Consider the following 15,695-nt stretch of genomic DNA (forward strand, 5'->3'; position numbering starts at 1 on the left):
GTGCTGCTTCTGCGCTGCTTCTGTGCTGCGTCTGTGGGCCGTGCCCCGCAAACCGCAAGGCCCGGTCCGGCACCCAGGGGTACCGGACCGGGCCTTGTGTGCGAGCGGGGATCAGCCCATCGCGTTCTTCGCGGTGGAGTTGGGCTGGACCCGGCCGCGCTGCACGTCCTTGCAGTACTTGACGTAGCCGGTGTTGGCGACGTACTTCGCCGAGACCCAGGTCGCGCTGCGGTCACGGACCAGGTACCAGATGCTGTTCCCGGCGATGTTCTGGGCGTGGACCTTGCACACCAGGCCGATCTGCTCGTGGTAGCGGAGGGTGCCCTTCACGGCGGAGTCGGTGCTGGGGTACTGACGCTCGTTCAGGGCCGTGACGGTGACCGTGCCGTACGGCTTCGCGGGCGCGGCGGCCTGAGCCGGAGTCGCGGCGAGCAGCGTCGCCCCGAGGACAGCCGCCGTGGTCAGCGCACCCGCACCGGCTGCGAACTGCTTGCCTCGGGCCACGAGGATGTCTGTCGTGGACATAGGGGTCTCCTGTTCTTGACGCGCAATGCCACCCATTGGCGCGAGGGGGACATTACGCGCAAATCACCCAGGAAATGTGGTGAAACGACGGGCAGGGAGCCGATCGTGTGACGGATCAAGTGCGCCCGCACAAGGGGAAATCGCCGCATCACTCCCGGTACGCGGCACACCACGGGCGCGGGGCGCGAACGGCCGGACTCGCGGGGCGCGCGCTCGGCGCTCCGGCGCGTCGGGCGCGGCGGTCAGTCCCCCGGGGCGCCGTGGATCCCGAAGACACCGCCCTGGGGGTCGCGGATCATGGCGACCCTGGGCCCCTCGGGCACATCCGTCGGCGGCACCAGCAGCGTGCCGCCGGATTCGGTGGCGCGCGCGGACGTCGCGTCGACGTCCTCGACCATGAAGTAGGGCAGCCAGTGCGCGGGGACCTCGTCCGGGTAGCGCTCGTCGAGCAGGCTCATCCCGCCGAACACGGCCGTGCCGATACCCCACTGCGTGTACTGCGCATGAGTGGTGACGGACCAACCGAAGACCCGCTGGTAGAAGGCCTGGGCTCCGTCGGCGTCCCGGGTGGCGAGTTCGACCCAGCCGAGTGAGCCCGGTGCGTTGAAGAGGGCCGCACCCGCGAACGCGCGGGCCTGCCAGAGCGAGAGGACGGCGCCCGCGGGGTCCGCCACGACGGCGAAGCGCCCCAGGTCGAAGACGTCCATCGGGCGCATCAGCTGCTTTCCGCCGGCCTCGGTGACGGCCGCGGCAAGCGCGTCGGCGTCCCCCGTCGCGAACGACACGGTCCAGGCGGTCGGCTGCCCCGGTGCGTACAGCGGCGCCAGCCCGGCGACCGGGGCGGCGCCCAGCGACATCGTGGTGTAGCCGCCCGCCTCCGGGCGCGGATCGGTCTCGGCACGCCAGCCGAACACCTCACGGTAGTAGCCCTTGGCGGCCTCCGGATCCGAGGTGGCCAGCTCCACCCAGCACGGCGCTCCGGGCGTGGGCTCAGTGATGTCCACCGTCTGCTCCGTCCCTCCGCGCGCGCCGAACGCGTCCGCACCGGTGCGTGCACGTCCCCGCACGTCCGTACGCTGCCGATGCTGCGGCAGCGGACTGCGGCCCGCAACCGGGCCCGCCCCGGGGACCGCCGAGCGGCCCGCGAGCCCGGCCCGAAACGGGCGACGGGGCTCAGCGGCCCGACTCGGTGCGGGGCTGGTGGCGGTGACGGCGGCGCAGATGGCGCAGCGAGTGGTGCGGGGCCTCGGGGGAGATGGCGTGGTCCAGACCGGCGGCGGCGTCCGCTGCCGCGCGGGCGGAACGGGGCAGCATGACCGCCTCATAGGCGCGCACCGCGTCGTCCGGATCGGTGTGCCGGGAGAGCGCCTGGGCGAGTTCGCAGCCGTCGAGCATGGCGAGGTCGGCGCCCCTGCCGGCGAACGGCGTCATGAGGTGGGCGGCGTCGCCGAGCAGGGTCAGCCCCGGGGTGTGGGCCCAGGTGTGCGGTACCGGCAGCGCGAACAGCGGCCGGTTGACGAATCCGCCGTCGGCCTCCCGCAGCAGCGCCAGCACGGTGTCGCCCCATCCGGCGAAACGGTCGAGCAGGGCGGTGCGCATCGCCTCCGGGTCGCCGGTGTTGACGCCCGCCTCCACGGCCCAGTCCTGGGAGGCGCGGAAGGCGGCGTACACGCGGAGGTGGCCGCGGATGTCGCGCCGGGCGATCAGCCCCTTGTTGCCGGACAGCGCCATCATGCTGCCGTCGCCGACGAGGTCCGCGACGGCCGGATGGCGGGCGTCGGCGTCGTCGAAGCCGGTCTCGACGTAGGTGACGCCGGAGTAGTGGGGCAGTTCGTCGGAGAGCATCGGCCGCACCCGCGACCAGGCACCGTCGGCGCCGATGACCAGATCGAAGGTCTCGGTGTGCCCGTCGTCGAACACGGCCTTGTGGGTGCCGTCGCCCAGCGGGTGCAGGGTGCGCAGATAGCTGCCCCAGCGGACGGTGTCCGGGGTGAGGGAGCCCAGCAGCAGCCGGCGGAGTTCGGCCCGGTCGATCTCGGGGGCGGCGTCCTCGCCGGGGTCGGGTGCGTGCCGGAAGAGCAGGGCGCCGGTGTGGTCCAGCAGTCGCTTCTCCTGGCCCTCGGGGCGGGCGAGGGCGTCGAACTCCTCGTACCGTCCCGTCGCGCGCAGGGCGAGCTGCCCGGACGCCTCCGGCACGGCGAGGGTGCCGCCCTGCGGGTGGGCGTCGGCGGCGGCATCCCGGTCGTGGACCGTGACGGCGATGCCGTGCCGCTGGAGGACACGGGCACAGACCAGCCCGCCGGGGCCGCCGCCGATGATCGCGATGCGGAGGGGGGTGGGGGTCATGTCGCTCCTCACGTGTGCGAGTCGGTGGGGCCGCAGGCAGGCACCCCGCAGGCAGGCACCCGCACCGAGAAGGTGCACTCCGTTCACCTTCTCGGCGACCGAACCGGGCCGGGTCGCCACGCCTCGCCTTGCTTCGAGCATCGGGGACGGCGGCGGCACCGGCGACTCGTCGCCCTCCTCCGCACCCCGAGCCGGACGGATGCCGGCGGGACGCCGCACGGAAGCGCCGGAGGGCATGCGCTCCCTCAACGGCGGGCGCGGGCCGGGCTTCGGCCGCATCCCGCTGCCCGCATGCATCCGCCGGGCCAACGCCGAGATCATGCTCATCCCGCTGATCGAGGACGCCGAGGGGGTGCGCGCCATCGACGAGATCCTCGCCCCCGGCGGCGTCGACCTCGTCCTCCCCGGCCCCGGCGGCCTCTCCCGGTCCTACGGCGTGCCCTGGGAGGTCCGTCACCCCCGCGTACAGCAGGCGGTGCGTGATCTGCGGTCCGCCTGCGCCCGGCACGGTGTCCCGTTCTGCGCGATGGCCACCACCCCGGAGCGCCGCGCCGAATGGCGTGCCGACGGTGTCACCGCCTTCGTCCTGGGCGAGGACCGCGACCTGGCGGCACCGGAACTGCGCGCCCACCGGGAAGCCGGGTCACCGACGGGTCACCACCAGTAGGCGGGGTAGGCCGGGGCCTCGCGGCGGGCGCGGGAGGCGGCGTATCCGGCCGCCACCAGCAGCAGGCCCGCGCCCGCCAGCGTGGCGAGGAAGGACACCGGCGCGGGGCGCTGCAGGACGACGATGACGGCGGTGGCGCACGCGGGCGAATGCGGCGTGCGGGCGAGCAGGGTGACGGCCAGCGCGATGCTGCCCGCGACGGCCGCCGCCCACGGCGAGGAACCGGACACGGCGAGCACCCCGAAGCCGACCCCGGCGCACAGCAGATGGCCGCCGATCACGCTGCGCGGCTGGGAGAGCGGCAGCGTCGGGGCGCTGTGGATCAGGGCGGCGCTCGCGGCCAGCGGAGGTATCAGCAGCGCCTCGTGTATCAGCGCCCCGATGGCGACCAGCGCCAGCAGGACGGCGGTCGCCGCACTGACGATGTGCAGCGCGGCCGCCGGTGAGGGGCGCGCGGGCGCCCGCGCGGTGAGCGGGCCCGGGGCAGGCACAGGGGACGGGACCGTCTTCGGTGGGACTTGATCGATGCTCATGGAACACTTCTGGGCGGCGCCGGCTCGGAACCGGCGAGGGCGGGCAACGGGTGGAGAGGTCCAGCTCTGCGGACGTCATCCACAAGCACGCCCTCGTGGTCGACGAGGGTCCGACCGTACGCATACGCCCAGGTTCAGGCCGCGCAGTCCGTTCCGGATCGTATCGCCCGCCGCCCGGCCCGCCTCCGGCGGCACCGGTGCGGTCACCCCGCACGGCCTGCGTACCCCCTGGAACCCGGTGGGCCGGGGTGGGCGCGGGTTGCACGGCCGGGTGCCCGCCGAGCGCGGTGGCCGGAGCGGCCCATCGCTGCACCGAACGAGCCGTCGGCGAAGGGGAGTTGTCCGCCCACGACGCCGCGGCCCCCGTAGCCGGCGCTGCCGTCCCGGCGTCCCGGCGCCCCGTCCCCCTCCGTCCATGGCGTGGACGTGACAGCGCACGGTCGTCATCCGACGTCTTCGAAATCGATGGGCCACAAGATCCATAGGGGAGCAGACTGAGGGCAGGGGACTCAGGGAACGCGATCAGCAACCCGAACGGAAAGGACGTACGCCATGGCCACCGAGCCGACTCCCGACGGGCCGGGCCCCGTACCGGCCGACCCGCATCCGATGCCGCGCGAACCGCGGCCACCCGAGCCGGAGCCGGACGAGCCCGGTCCCGACCCGGAGGAGCCGCCCGGCGCGGTCCCGGGCGACCACCCCGCCCCGGAACCACCCGACTGACCCGTACCCGCGCCAGGGTCCACCCGGGGCCGCCCGCGGCAGGCCGTCCGGTTGCACGCCCCGCACGTCCGGCGCAAGGTGGCCGCATGCTGCTGCCGGACAAGGCTGTGCTCGTTTCGCTGCTGCGGCGGTACCGGGTGTGGGAACACCTGGCCCTCGCCGCGCCCCATGACCCGGCCCGGCGCCGCCGACTGGAGGACGCCGGGTACACGCTGTGTGTACTGATGGGCCACCGCACCGCCCGCGAGGCGGTGATCGCCGCGGAGACCTATCTCGACACGACGGCTCGGGCCACGGCGCGCGCACCCGAAACAGCCGGCGAAAGCCTCAGCCGCCAGTGATGCCGAGCGGGTACGGGTTCCGCCGCACGGTTCGGGTACACGGTGTCGGCAGGCGGTTCCGGCAGGCGCGAGCAACGGCTGGGGATACTGATGGTGCGCATCGGCTACACGATGATGACCGAACAGGCGGGCCCCCGGGAACTCGTCGGCCACGCGGTGGGCGCCGAACGCGCCGGCTTCGACTTCTCGGTCACCTCCGACCACTACTCGCCCTGGCTCGCCTCCCAGGGCCACTCCCCCTACGCATGGAGCGTGCTGGGCGCCGCGGCGCAGGCGACCTCGCGCCTTCCGCTGATGACGTACGTGACCTGCCCGACGACCCGCTACCACCCCGCCGTGGTCGCACAGAAGGCCGCGACCCTCCAGCTGCTCTCGGGCGGGCGGTTCCGGCTCGGCCTCGGCTCGGGCGAGAACCTCAACGAGCACGTGGTGGGCCGGGGCTGGCCCACCGCACCGGTCCGGCTGGAGAAACTGGCGGAGGCCATCGAGATCATCCGCGCGCTCCTCGGCGGCGAGGAGCTGACCTTCCACGGCAGCCATTTCGACGTGGACCAGGCCAAGCTGTGGGACCTGCCGGACACCCCGGTGCCGATCGGCGTCGCCGTATCGGGCGAACGCTCCTGTGCCGTTGCCGGCCGGCTCGCCGATCTCGTCATCGCCACCGAACCCCGCGGCGAGCTGCTGGCCTCGTTCGACCGGCACGGCGGCGCGGGCAAACCGCGGGTCGGGCAGCTGCCGGTCTGCTACGACCGGGACCGGGCGAAGGCCGTGGAGCGGGCACACGACCAGTTCCGGTGGGCGGTCGGCGGCTGGCCGGTCAACTCCGAACTGCCGGGCCCCTCGGGATTCGCCGGGGCCACCCGGTTCGTCCGGCCCGAGGATGTCGCCGAGGCCATTCCGTGCGGCTCGGATGTGGGGCGTTTCGTCGACGCGGTACGCCCCTACGTGGACGCGGGGTTCACCGAGGTCGCGCTCGTCCAGGTCGGCGGCGACCACCAGGAGCCGTTCCTGGACTGGGCCGAGGCCGAGCTGCTGCCGGCGCTGCACGCCCTGTGAACGCCGCCCCGCGCCGCCCACCTGCCCTGCCTGCCACCCCTGTGAGGAGATGAGCATGCACGACGCAGAGACGTCCGCGGCACCCGGGCCACTGGCCCCCGCGGAGCTCAGGACGCTGGACGCCCACTGGCGTGCCGCCAACTATCTGGCCGTCGGACAGATCTACCTGATGGCCAACCCACTGCTGCGCGAGCCGCTGCGGCCCGCGCACATCAAACCGCGGCTGCTGGGCCACTGGGGCACCTCACCGGGCCTGAACCTGGTGCACACCCACCTCAACCGCGTCATCTCGGCCCGCGATCTGGACACGCTGTGTATCTGGGGGCCGGGCCACGGCGGGCCCGCCGTACTGGCCAACTCCTGGCTCGACGGCACGTACTCCGAGACGTATCCCGACGTGAGCCGGGACGCGGAGGGCATGGCGAAGCTGTTCCGGCAGTTCTCCTTCCCCGGCGGCGTGCCCAGCCATGTCGCCCCGGAGACCCCCGGGTCCATCCACGAAGGCGGCGAACTCGGCTACTCCCTCACCCACGCCTACGGCGCCGCCTTCGACAACCCGGACCTGCTCGTCGCCTGCGTGATCGGGGACGGCGAGGCGGAGACGGGCCCGCTCGCCGCGTCCTGGCACTCCACCAAGTTCATCGATCCGGTGCACGACGGCGCCGTCCTGCCGATCCTGCACCTCAACGGGTACAAGATCGCCAACCCGACGGTGCTCGCCCGCATCCCCCAGGAGGAGCTGGACGAGCTGCTGCGCGGCTACGGCCACGACCCGCTGCATGTCGGCGGCGACGATCCCGCAGCCGTCCACCAGGAGCTGGCCGCCGCGATGGACACGGCACTGGACCGGATCGCCGCGATCCAGCGCCGGGCCCGCTCCGGGGAATCCACCGAACGGCCGCACTGGCCCATGATCGTGCTGCGTACGCCCAAGGGCTGGACCGGACCGCGCGAGGTCGACGGGCAGCCCGTCGAGAACACCTGGCGCTCCCACCAGGTCCCGCTCTCCGGAGTCCGCGACAACCCGGCCCATCTGCGGCAGTTGGAGGACTGGCTGCGCTCGTACCGGCCCGATGAGCTGTTCGACACCTCCGGCAGCCCCCGGCCCGACGTGATCGCCTGCGTCCCCGAAGGGACCCGGCGGCTGGGCGCCAACCCGCACGCCAACGGCGGTCTGCTGCTGCGCGACCTGCCGGTCCCGCCACTGGAGCAGCACGCCGTGGACGTCGAGCGGCCCGGCACCGAACTGCACGAGCCGACCCGAGTCCTCGGCGGCCTGCTGGCGGCGGTCATGGCGGACACCGCCCGGCACCGTAATTTCCGGGTCATGGGCGCCGACGAGACCGCCTCGAACCGCCTGGGGGCCCTCTACGACGCCACCGCAAAGGCCTGGCAGGCCGAGACCCTCGGCACCGACGAGCATCTCGCGCACGACGGCCGGGTCATGGAGGTCCTCTCCGAGCACCTGTGCCAGGGCTGGCTGGAGGGCTACCTCCTCACCGGGCGCCACGGGCTGTTCTCCAGCTACGAGGCGTTCGCGCACATCGTCGACTCCATGGTCAACCAGCACATCAAATGGCTCCGGACCTCCCGCCGGCTGCCCTGGCGGCGCCCCATCGCGTCGCTGAACTATCTGCTGACCTCACACGTCTGGCGGCAGGACCACAACGGTTTCTCCCACCAGGACCCCGGCTTCGTCGACCACATCCTCAACAAGAGCCCCGAGGTCGTCCGCGTCTACCTGCCGCCGGACGCCAACACCCTGCTCTCGGTGGCCGATCATGCGCTGCGCAGCCGTGACTACGTCAATGTGATCGTGGCCGGCAAGCAGCCGGGCTTCGACTGGCTCACCCTCGACGAGGCCCGCGCCCACTGCGCACGCGGCGCCGGGGTCTGGGGCTGGGCCGGCACCGAGGTCAGCAGCCGGGACCCCGATGTGGTGCTGGCCTGCGCCGGTGACGTGCCCACCCAGGAGACCCTGGCCGCGGCCGATCTGCTGCGCCGCCATCTGCCGGAACTGGCGGTACGGGTGATCAATGTCGTCGACATGGCCCGGCTGCTGCCCTGGGACGAGCACCCGCACGGCATGCCGGACGCCGAGTACGACGCGCTGTTCACGCGCGACAAGCCGGTCATTTTCGCCTACCACGGCTATCCCTGGCTGATCCACCGGCTCACCTACCGGCGCGCGGGACACGACAACCTCCACGTACGCGGCTACAAGGAGGAGGGCACCACCACCACACCCTTCGACATGGTGGTCCGCAACGACCTCGACCGCTACCGGCTGGTGATGGACGTAGTGGACCGGGTGCCCGGCCTCGGCGTGCACGCGGTCACCCTGCGCCAGGCGATGGCGGATGTCCGCACCCGCCACCACGCCTGGATCCGCGAACACGGCACGGACCTGCCCGAAGTCGCCGACTGGACATGGTCGGGGTGACGGTTCGGCGGCCGTCACCCGGCCGCGGCCTCCCGTACGTCATCGGCCACGGACCGGTCGAGCGCGGCGCGTACCAGCGCCGAGGCGAAGGCCGCGTACGCGTCCTGCGGGACCAGCCGCGCCAGCTTCGCGCCGTCACCGGGCAGGCCCAGCCGTTCCGCCCCCTGGACGGCCTTGGCATCCAGGCAGGGGGCGAACTCGGTCCAGACGCCCTGCACCTCGCGGAGGAAGATGGCGGATCCCGCGGGACCGACACCCGGCACCTCCTGGAGCGCGGCGCGCAGCGTGCCGGCGTCGCCGTCGGCCGCGTCCCGCATCCGCCGCAGGTCGCCGCCGTACGCATCCAGCAGCAGCCGGGCGCCGTCGCCGAGCTGGGTGGCGGTGCGCTCGTCGAAGCGGCGGTAGCCGCCCGCACCGAGTGCGTCGACACGCTGCTGCCAGGTCGCCTCGGCCATCCTGCGCGGCGTACGCATCCCCGCGGCGAACAGCTCACCCGCCGACGCGACCGCCACCGACGCACGGATCCGCGCGCTGAGCAGCCCGGCCAGGACAAGCACCTGATAGAGCGGCTGCGGTGTGTTCCGCACCCGGATTCCGCTCTGCGCGGCATAGGTCTCGCCGTGCCGGTCCAACAGCGCCCGTACGGTGGCCTGCCGGCTCGGCGCGCCGGCCTGGCCGCCCTTGCTGGTCTTGTTGCCCTCCGTGCTCTTGCCGCCGTCCCTGCCCGTCACGAGCTGCCCTCCGTCGATCCGTCCTGCCACTGTCCGCCGGCCACTGCCCGCCGGCCGCTGTCCGATGGCCTCCGTGCCGCGCTTCGCCTTCGCACCATCCCCGGTTCCGGCCTGCGGAAACAGCCACTGCTCCGGGCGTGAACCGACCCACGGGGACGTGCGCCGGCCCCTCCGGGCGGTACGCTGCCCGGCCGGCACCCGGCCGGCGAAGGGGAGGAAACCCGTGTCCCGTGAGTCCGAGACCGCACTTCACCCCGATGGCCGAACGGACGCCGCCACCGGTCCGGACGCGGCAACCGCCGAGGACGCCAGAACCCGCGTCACGATCGTCGTCGCCCTCGGCGCCAATCTGGTCATCGCGCTCGCCAAGGCACTCGGCGGCCTCTTCGCCGGTTCCCCGGCCCTGCTCTCCGAAGCCGCCCACTCGGTCGCCGACAGTCTCAACGAGCTGTTCCTGCTCGCCTCCCTCAAGCGCAGCACACGCGCCGCGGACGCCCGCCATCCCTTCGGCTACGGGAAGGAGCGCTACTTCTGGTCGTTGCTCGCGGCCGTCGGCATTTTCGTCATGGGCGGCTGCTTCTCCTTCTTCCAGGGCATCGAGGCCATGCGCTCGGACAGCTCGGAGACCCACACCGGCTACCTCGTCGGCCTCGCCGTCCTGGCCGTCGCGCTGATCGCCGAAGGGTCGTCGCTCGTCCGCGCGTTGCTCCAGGTCCGCGGCCAGGCGCGGGCGGCGGGACGCAGCATGCGCGGAGCGATCCGGGCAGGCGACGATCCCGCGCTGCGCACGGTGCTGGCCGAGGACTCCACCGCCTGTTTCGGTGTGCTGGTCGCCATGGCAGGCATGGGACTCCACATGATCACCGGCAAGGTGGCGTACGAGGCATGGGCCTCGCTGGTCATCGGCGCGCTGCTCGTCTTCGTGGCCTATCAGCTCGCCAAGGAATCACGCGGACAGCTCATCGGGGAGGCCGCCGATCCCGCACTGCGCCAGGCGATACAGGAATTCCTGGACGAGCAGCCGGAGGTGGACACCGTGACCGGGCTGCTGTCGATGCGGATGGGAACGCAGTCGACGCTGGTCGCTGCCCGTATCGACCTCGTCGGCGGGCTGGACAGCGAGGAGGTCGAGGACGTCCTGGTGCGGGTGAAGGCGGACCTCACCAAGCAGTGGCCGATCGCCGACCAGATCTTCCTCGATGTCACCGACGCCTCGGCCAAGGACCGCGCACAGGCCCGGCGGGACCGGCAGCTCCTCGACGAAACGGTGGCCGCCGAGAGCGACCGCAACGCCGCCGGAGGCGGCGGGGGCGCACAGGACAGCGGCTGACCGGCGGCAGTCGGCTCACCGGAGCGCGTCGAGCCGCCGGGCGGCCGCACGCAGCGAGCGGCCACGACGCGTCGCCGCCGGCCACGGCCGTGCCCGCGCCTGCTCCAGGACGCCCGCGACATCCCGCAACGACCAGCTCTGTGCCGTGAGTTCGGGCTCGTCGAGCTGCTCCCAGGTCAGCGGTACGGCGACCGGCGCACCCGCCTTCGGCCGCACCGACCAGGGAGCGACGGCCGTCTGCGCGTAGGCGTTGCGCTGAACGTCGAGGTAGAGCCGGTCCCCACGCGCCTGCTTGCGTACGGCGGTGGTGAGACGGTCCGGATACCGCTCGGCGAGCACCTCGGCCAGTTGCCGGGCGAAGTGCCGGGACGCGTCGAAGTCACCGGTGCCGTCGAGCGGCACGATGACATGCAGCCCCTTCGATCCCGTGGTCATCAGGGCCGCCGGCAGGCCGAGTTCGTCGAGCAGCTCCCCCACCCGCCGTGCCGCGCACCGTACGGCCTCGAAGTCCGGACCCGGCGGGTCCAGGTCGAACACCAGCCGGTCGGGACGGTCGGGCCGGTCGGCGCGGGACAGCCAGCGGTGCACCGTCACGCACGCCTGGTCGGCGAGGAAGAGCAGACTCGCCTTGTCGTCGCAGACCGGGTGGGTGACGCTGCCGCCCTCCTTGGTGACCGTCGCGCGCCGGATCCAGTCGGGGTAGTGGCCGGGGGTGTCCTTCTGCATGAACTGCGGTCCGCCCAGCCCGTCCGGAAGCCGCTCCAGCATCAGCGGCCGGCCCCGTAGCTGCGGCACCATGACCGCGGCCACCTGCCGGTAGTAGTCGACGAGATCGGCCTTGGTCAGCCCGTCATCGGGGAACAGCACTTTGTCCGGGCGATGGATCTCCACCGACCGGCGCCCGGCCCGCACCTCGCCCGCGCCGGCGCCGGAGGCCCGGCCCCGGCCGCCGTTCCCGTTCCTGCGTCTGCTGCCGCTCCGACCCCTGCCGTCCTCGTTCATGCGGGCGGGGTACCCGCTCGGGGCGTCCGTACTCTCCGGCGTCCGAGTGGCACGCGCGGGACCGCGCCGGCCGGCCCACCGACCCGCTGCCCCGTCGACCAGGCGTGACTCCCGTGTCGCCGAGTGGTCGCGGCCGTCGCACAGTGAGTACGCACGCCGGGAGTCCGAGGTCCAGACCCTCGGCCGGTGGTGTGACACGACCTTGAAGGAACGCATGGGCCCGTACAGGACGGGAAGTCGAAGGTCAGGAAGCGACGCCACCGGCGATCGGAGAACCACATGACGGTGCCACAGCCGCCGGGACCGCCCGGCCCGACCCACCCGGACCCCGTTCCGCCCACTCCCGGTCCGGGCCCCGGCCCGCCGGGGCCGACTCCCGGCCCCGGACCCGGCCCGGTGCCGGCGCCCGGCCCGGACCCGGTACCTCCTCCGGCTCCGCATCCCGAACCGGACCCGATCCCGCCGAACCCCGCACCACCGACCCCGGGCCCCGCCCCCGGCCCGGCACCCGACCCGCTGCCGGCACCGCACACCATGCGGGCGGCGCGGCGGACGCCGCGACCAGCGCGGGGCCTTCCCTGCGGTCGCCCCCCGCGGCGTTGAGCAGGATGCGGGCCGCGCCCTGCTCCCACAGTTCCACCGGCTTGCGGGAGTGCCGGCCGTACGGGCGAACCCGAGGGCGGTCAGTGTCGCGCACACCGGTTCGGTGTCGACGGCGGCCAGTTCGGCGAACGCGAAACCGGTCGGCACGACGGGTGCGGGGGGTGTGGTCAGCTCAGCGGGCGACCCCGAGGATCTCGGCCCGGCTGTCCCTTCCGGCGGCTCAGGTGGCGGACGGCTGAACGGTCCCCGGCCACGACACGGTGTTGTTCATCGGCTCCTGCTGGGCCCAGGACCTCCGCACCGCCACCGGCGGCCGGGGCGCCGACCCGGCCCTGGACCCGGTCGGCGGGGACACCTTCCGGCGCAGCTCGGCGTCCCTGAGACACACCGCCTGAGTGGCAGCCGGGCGCCGGCACCGGCAAGCTGCTGCTCCGCGTCACGCCGTAGCAGCGGGGTGCGCGGGCGCTCTTCCCGCGGCGTCGGCAGCCTGCTGCATACGGTGCCGTCCGGTGGCGGGCCGCAGGCAGCTCCGCCGCGGACAACGGTTCGCCAAGGCCCGGGAAAGGGCACGACGGCGCCGCTCGGGTGCTGGTCGGCGCGTGCGGCTCTCCCGGGCGTGACCAGCAATAAGTCCGGGATGTGCGGGCCAACCATCCCGCTTAGCATGGCTTCCACCAGCCCGGCTACGCCACAGCAGAAGCCGAACAGCGCGACCAGAGCGACGCCGGAAAGCACGAGCCCCGCACCCCGTCGGAATGCACCGAAGAAGGCGGCTGCCATGCGCCCCACGGCGAAGTTCTCCATCAGCTTCGGCCTGGTCACGATCCCGGTCGCCGCGTATACCGCGACGGACAGCTCCGCCTCGGTGAGCTTCGTCCGGATCCACACGGCGGACGGCGGGCGGGTGCGCAATCAGCCCGTCTGCTCGATCGAGGACATCGAGGTCTCGCAGGACGAGATCGGCCGCGGCTACAAGGCCGGCGACGACACCGTCGTACCGCTCAGCGACGCCGATATGGACGCGTTGCCGCTGCCGACCGCGAAGACACTGACCATCCTGGCCTTCGTCGCCGGCGGTGACATCGACCCGCTGCAGATGGGCAAGGGCTACTACCTCGGCGTCGACAGCCCCGCCGCGGCCAAGCCGTACGTCCTGCTGCGTGACGCGATGGAACGGCACCAGCGGGTCGGGCTCGGCAAGGTCGCGCTGCACGGGCGGGAGACGCTGGCGATGATCCGCCCGGTCGAGGGGGCACTCGTCATGCAGGTACTGCTCTGGCCGCACCAGATCCGCCCGATGGACGGGGTGCTGCCCGAGCGGGAGGTGGAGGTCGCCGCCGACGAGGTGGCGGCGGCCGAGGACCTGATGGACTCGTTCGGAGAGCTGTCGGAGGACGACGTTCACGATCATTACCGTGAGGCGCTCGAAGAGATCGTGGCGGCGAAGCTGGCGGATCGCGAACCGGACTTCAAGACCGACGAGGAACAGCCCGCCGCCGAGGTGATGGACCTGATGGCGGCCCTGCAGAACAGCGTCCAGGCCGCCAAACGGTCACGCGGCGAAGACGACGCCGACGGGGAGACGGCAGCGGACGAGGGCGGCGGGCGCGGCGGGGTCACCGTCCTGTCCGGCCGTACGACGAAGAAGAGCGCGGCGCGGCGATCGGACGCGAAGAAATCCACCGGCAGCGCCACGAAGAAGACGGCGACCCGTGCGTCAGGGACGAGCGCGGGCAAGAAGTCCAGCGGCACCGCGAAGAAGACCACCAGCGGCAGCGGCTCAAGCTCCGGCAAGAAGGCCGCCTCGGCGAAGAAGACGGCGGGCAAGGGACGCCGGGCGAGCTGACCCTCGCCCGGGGTCACGTTCCGTAGCGGAGGGGCGCATCGTCCGGATCAGAGGCCGGTGGGGAGGGGGCGTGTGTCGTGGGTTGCCACGCAGCTGCCGGATTGTCAGGGCGGAGGGGTAGGCACGACAACGCGCTCCGGAGCTGGAGGCAGCCATGGCCTGGAACACGGCGCGGACAAGACCGGACCGGCCCGCGACGACATGATGAAGAAGCAGCTGCGGGGACAGCTGACGGCCGCTCGCGGGCTGCGCACACAGGAGGAACAGGAACTCCCACCGGCAGGCGAGGACCAGCCGGTGGCGGCCAGGGCACCGGACGCCTCCTTCCGGGGCGGCACACCGCGCGGCATGACCGAGGAGGATGTCGGCGTTCGCTCGGAGCTGGCCCAGCATCTCGGCCGGAGCCTGTATCCGGCCTACCGTGGCGCCGTCGTGGCGACGCTGCGCCGCAACCACGCCCCTGACCGGCTGGTCGCGCTCGCCGAGAAGCTGCCCGAGGACGAGCGGTACGGCAACGTGCAGAGCATCGCCGAGTCCCCGGGGATCGGGACGGAGGACCACCGCGCCTGAACCGTCCGGCGGGCCGCCCGCCCGGCAGGTGCGGGCGGCCCGCGGTACCACCCGTGGCCCAGGGCTCCGCCTCCTCCGCTGCCGCGCGGCCGGAGGAGGCGGACAATGAGACCAGGTACACCACGGCCCGAGTCCGCAATCGCAGCCGGCAAAGGAGGGCGGCCATGTCCGACGACATGATGGGCGACGAGGTCTACCAGCCATCCCGATCCGATCCGCAGGACAACCCCAACGACCTGGACATGGAGGATGCGCTGGACGAGCCCGGCCTCGACGAAGCGCTCGACGAGGGCTACTCCCCGCCCGAGAAGCCGTACGCGGTCAATCAGCAGGGGACGACCGCGCGGGAGCAGCACGACGGCGACTCGCTCGAGCACCGGCTGGCGGCAGAGCTGCCGGATGTCTGCGCGCCCGACGGCGACGGAATCGGCGACCTGACGGGCGGCGCGGGGGAACCGGTGGACGGCCAGGTGGGTGAGCGTCGCGCCGGGCGGATCGTGGGCACGGACGAGGGGTTCCAGCGCGGCCGCAGCGACGACGTGGTGGGCCAGGACGTCGGTATCGACGGCGGCGCCGCCTCGGCGGAGGAAGCCGCGGTACACATCACCGGCGACACCGAGGGTGACGAGGACGCGCAAGCATGGGCCTGAGACCGCGCCGGAGCTGAGCCCGACGGTACCGCCGGACCGGCCGAGGAGGCGTGCCGTACGGTGCGACGCCCCCGTCCGGCGATCCCTGCGGGGGTGAGCACGCCCCTGCGGTCGGCGCCCGCGTCCAACTCGGCGTGGCCGCGCGGGGCTTCCTCAAGGGGGCCGGGGCGGGTTGACCGGCGGTCAGGCGCCCGCACTCCTCAGGAGCTGCCCCTTCAGCTGCCCGGTGGCGTTCTGGCCGGGGATGCCGGTGAGGCGGGTTTCCATCCGGGTGCGGCGTTCGTCGGCTTTGGCGCACAGGTCGAGTGCGGCCTGGTTGAAGCGGACGG

Annotated in this window: 15 protein-coding genes; 9 read left to right on the top strand and 6 right to left on the bottom strand. The window is 73.0% G+C overall.

The features are described 5' to 3' along the window. Positions 1–111 precede the first annotated feature (111 nt). The 3 genes from ACIRQ7_RS34710 to ACIRQ7_RS34720 all read right to left on the bottom strand — a co-directional run bounded on the left by ACIRQ7_RS34710 (position 112) and on the right by ACIRQ7_RS34720 (position 2,871). Positions 112–525, bottom strand: coding sequence for an SH3 domain-containing protein (locus ACIRQ7_RS34710; RefSeq protein WP_401479341.1), 414 nt, complete (start codon positions 523–525; stop codon positions 112–114). 242 nt (positions 526–767) lie between these two features. Next, the gene (locus ACIRQ7_RS34715; RefSeq protein ID WP_404266518.1) at positions 768–1,529 is read right to left on the bottom strand and encodes a VOC family protein; all 762 of its coding nucleotides are present in this window, start codon (positions 1,527–1,529) and stop codon (positions 768–770) included. A 169-nt stretch (positions 1,530–1,698) separates the two neighbouring features. Beyond that, positions 1,699–2,871 carry an FAD-dependent oxidoreductase gene (locus ACIRQ7_RS34720; RefSeq protein ID WP_404266519.1) on the bottom strand — a complete coding sequence of 391 codons (1,173 nt, stop codon included), beginning with the start codon at positions 2,869–2,871 and terminating at the stop codon, positions 1,699–1,701. 235 nt (positions 2,872–3,106) lie between these two features. Between ACIRQ7_RS34720 and ACIRQ7_RS34725 the strand changes: the two genes are divergently transcribed. Beyond that, entirely contained in the window at positions 3,107–3,538 is a 432-nt protein-coding gene (locus tag ACIRQ7_RS34725; protein WP_404266520.1) for an aldolase/citrate lyase family protein, read from the top strand. Here ACIRQ7_RS34725 and ACIRQ7_RS34730 read toward each other — a convergent pair. Then, positions 3,526–4,071: an HPP family protein gene (locus ACIRQ7_RS34730; RefSeq protein ID WP_404266521.1), complete on the bottom strand. Its 546-nt coding sequence runs from the start codon at positions 4,069–4,071 to the stop codon at positions 3,526–3,528. The genes ACIRQ7_RS34725 and ACIRQ7_RS34730 overlap by 13 nt on opposite strands. 552 nt (positions 4,072–4,623) lie before the next feature. Here ACIRQ7_RS34730 and ACIRQ7_RS34735 point away from each other — a divergent pair. From ACIRQ7_RS34735 to ACIRQ7_RS34750, 4 genes are all read left to right on the top strand, one after another. After that, positions 4,624–4,794 (top strand): hypothetical protein, encoded by a 171-nt coding sequence (locus ACIRQ7_RS34735; RefSeq protein ID WP_401479361.1) that lies wholly within the window; start codon positions 4,624–4,626, stop codon positions 4,792–4,794. Between the two features lie 86 nt (positions 4,795–4,880). Further along, on the top strand, positions 4,881–5,135 hold the full coding sequence (locus ACIRQ7_RS34740) for a DUF5133 domain-containing protein (protein ID WP_404266522.1): 255 nt from the start codon (positions 4,881–4,883) through the stop codon (positions 5,133–5,135). 90 nt (positions 5,136–5,225) lie between these two features. Beyond that, positions 5,226–6,191: an LLM class F420-dependent oxidoreductase gene (locus ACIRQ7_RS34745; RefSeq protein ID WP_404266523.1), complete on the top strand. Its 966-nt coding sequence runs from the start codon at positions 5,226–5,228 to the stop codon at positions 6,189–6,191. A 55-nt stretch (positions 6,192–6,246) separates the two neighbouring features. Beyond that, positions 6,247–8,634, top strand: a complete 2,388-nt coding sequence (locus ACIRQ7_RS34750; protein ID WP_404266524.1) for a phosphoketolase — start codon at positions 6,247–6,249, stop codon at positions 8,632–8,634. Positions 8,635–8,648: 14 nt separating this feature from the next. On the opposite strand, the gene ACIRQ7_RS34755 is transcribed toward ACIRQ7_RS34750, so the two are convergent. Continuing rightward, positions 8,649–9,269 (bottom strand): endonuclease, encoded by a 621-nt coding sequence (locus ACIRQ7_RS34755; RefSeq protein ID WP_404266532.1) that lies wholly within the window; start codon positions 9,267–9,269, stop codon positions 8,649–8,651. A 319-nt stretch (positions 9,270–9,588) separates the two neighbouring features. Between ACIRQ7_RS34755 and ACIRQ7_RS34760 the strand changes: the two genes are divergently transcribed. Then, the gene (locus ACIRQ7_RS34760) at positions 9,589–10,695 is read left to right on the top strand and encodes a cation diffusion facilitator family transporter (protein WP_404266525.1); all 1,107 of its coding nucleotides are present in this window, start codon (positions 9,589–9,591) and stop codon (positions 10,693–10,695) included. Between the two features lie 15 nt (positions 10,696–10,710). Here ACIRQ7_RS34760 and ligD read toward each other — a convergent pair whose 3' ends face one another. Further along, a complete protein-coding gene (gene ligD, locus ACIRQ7_RS34765; RefSeq protein ID WP_404266526.1) occupies positions 10,711–11,697 on the bottom strand; it encodes a non-homologous end-joining DNA ligase in 987 nt (328 codons plus the stop codon). 1,381 nt (positions 11,698–13,078) lie between these two features. Between ligD and ACIRQ7_RS34770 the strand changes: the two genes are divergently transcribed. The 3 genes from ACIRQ7_RS34770 (at position 13,079) to ACIRQ7_RS34780 (ending at position 15,366) form a co-directional block, all read left to right on the top strand. Further along, positions 13,079–14,146 (top strand): Ku protein, encoded by a 1,068-nt coding sequence (locus ACIRQ7_RS34770; RefSeq protein WP_404266527.1) that lies wholly within the window; start codon positions 13,079–13,081, stop codon positions 14,144–14,146. 201 nt (positions 14,147–14,347) lie between these two features. Beyond that, a complete protein-coding gene (locus tag ACIRQ7_RS34775) occupies positions 14,348–14,716 on the top strand; it encodes a DUF2795 domain-containing protein (RefSeq protein WP_404266528.1) in 369 nt (122 codons plus the stop codon). A 164-nt stretch (positions 14,717–14,880) separates the two neighbouring features. Further along, positions 14,881–15,366, top strand: coding sequence for a DUF5709 domain-containing protein (locus ACIRQ7_RS34780; RefSeq protein ID WP_404266529.1), 486 nt, complete (start codon positions 14,881–14,883; stop codon positions 15,364–15,366). Positions 15,367–15,695: the final 329 nt, after the last annotated feature.

The sequence above is a fragment of the Streptomyces sp. NPDC101393 genome, from assembly GCF_044767385.1.
In the GTDB taxonomy this organism is placed as follows: Bacteria; Actinomycetota; Actinomycetes; order Streptomycetales; family Streptomycetaceae; genus Streptomyces.

Excerpts from the sequence above, each read along its gene's own strand:
- ACIRQ7_RS34710 (WP_401479341.1), bottom strand. The coding sequence starts at position 525 with ATGTCCACGACAGACATCCTCGTGGCCCGAGGCAAGCAGTTCGCAGCC.
- ACIRQ7_RS34720 (WP_404266519.1), bottom strand. The coding sequence starts at position 2,871 with ATGACCCCCACCCCCCTCCGCATCGCGATCATCGGCGGCGGCCCCGGC.
- ACIRQ7_RS34725 (WP_404266520.1), top strand. The coding sequence starts at position 3,107 with ATGCGCTCCCTCAACGGCGGGCGCGGGCCGGGCTTCGGCCGCATCCCG.
- ACIRQ7_RS34730 (WP_404266521.1), bottom strand. The coding sequence starts at position 4,071 with ATGAGCATCGATCAAGTCCCACCGAAGACGGTCCCGTCCCCTGTGCCT.
- ACIRQ7_RS34735 (WP_401479361.1), top strand. The coding sequence starts at position 4,624 with ATGGCCACCGAGCCGACTCCCGACGGGCCGGGCCCCGTACCGGCCGAC.
- ACIRQ7_RS34740 (WP_404266522.1), top strand. The coding sequence starts at position 4,881 with ATGCTGCTGCCGGACAAGGCTGTGCTCGTTTCGCTGCTGCGGCGGTAC.
- ACIRQ7_RS34745 (WP_404266523.1), top strand. The coding sequence starts at position 5,226 with ATGGTGCGCATCGGCTACACGATGATGACCGAACAGGCGGGCCCCCGG.
- ACIRQ7_RS34750 (WP_404266524.1), top strand. The coding sequence starts at position 6,247 with ATGCACGACGCAGAGACGTCCGCGGCACCCGGGCCACTGGCCCCCGCG.
- ligD (WP_404266526.1), bottom strand. The coding sequence starts at position 11,697 with ATGAACGAGGACGGCAGGGGTCGGAGCGGCAGCAGACGCAGGAACGGG.
- ACIRQ7_RS34770 (WP_404266527.1), top strand. The coding sequence starts at position 13,079 with ATGCGCCCCACGGCGAAGTTCTCCATCAGCTTCGGCCTGGTCACGATC.
- ACIRQ7_RS34775 (WP_404266528.1), top strand. The coding sequence starts at position 14,348 with ATGATGAAGAAGCAGCTGCGGGGACAGCTGACGGCCGCTCGCGGGCTG.
- ACIRQ7_RS34780 (WP_404266529.1), top strand. The coding sequence starts at position 14,881 with ATGTCCGACGACATGATGGGCGACGAGGTCTACCAGCCATCCCGATCC.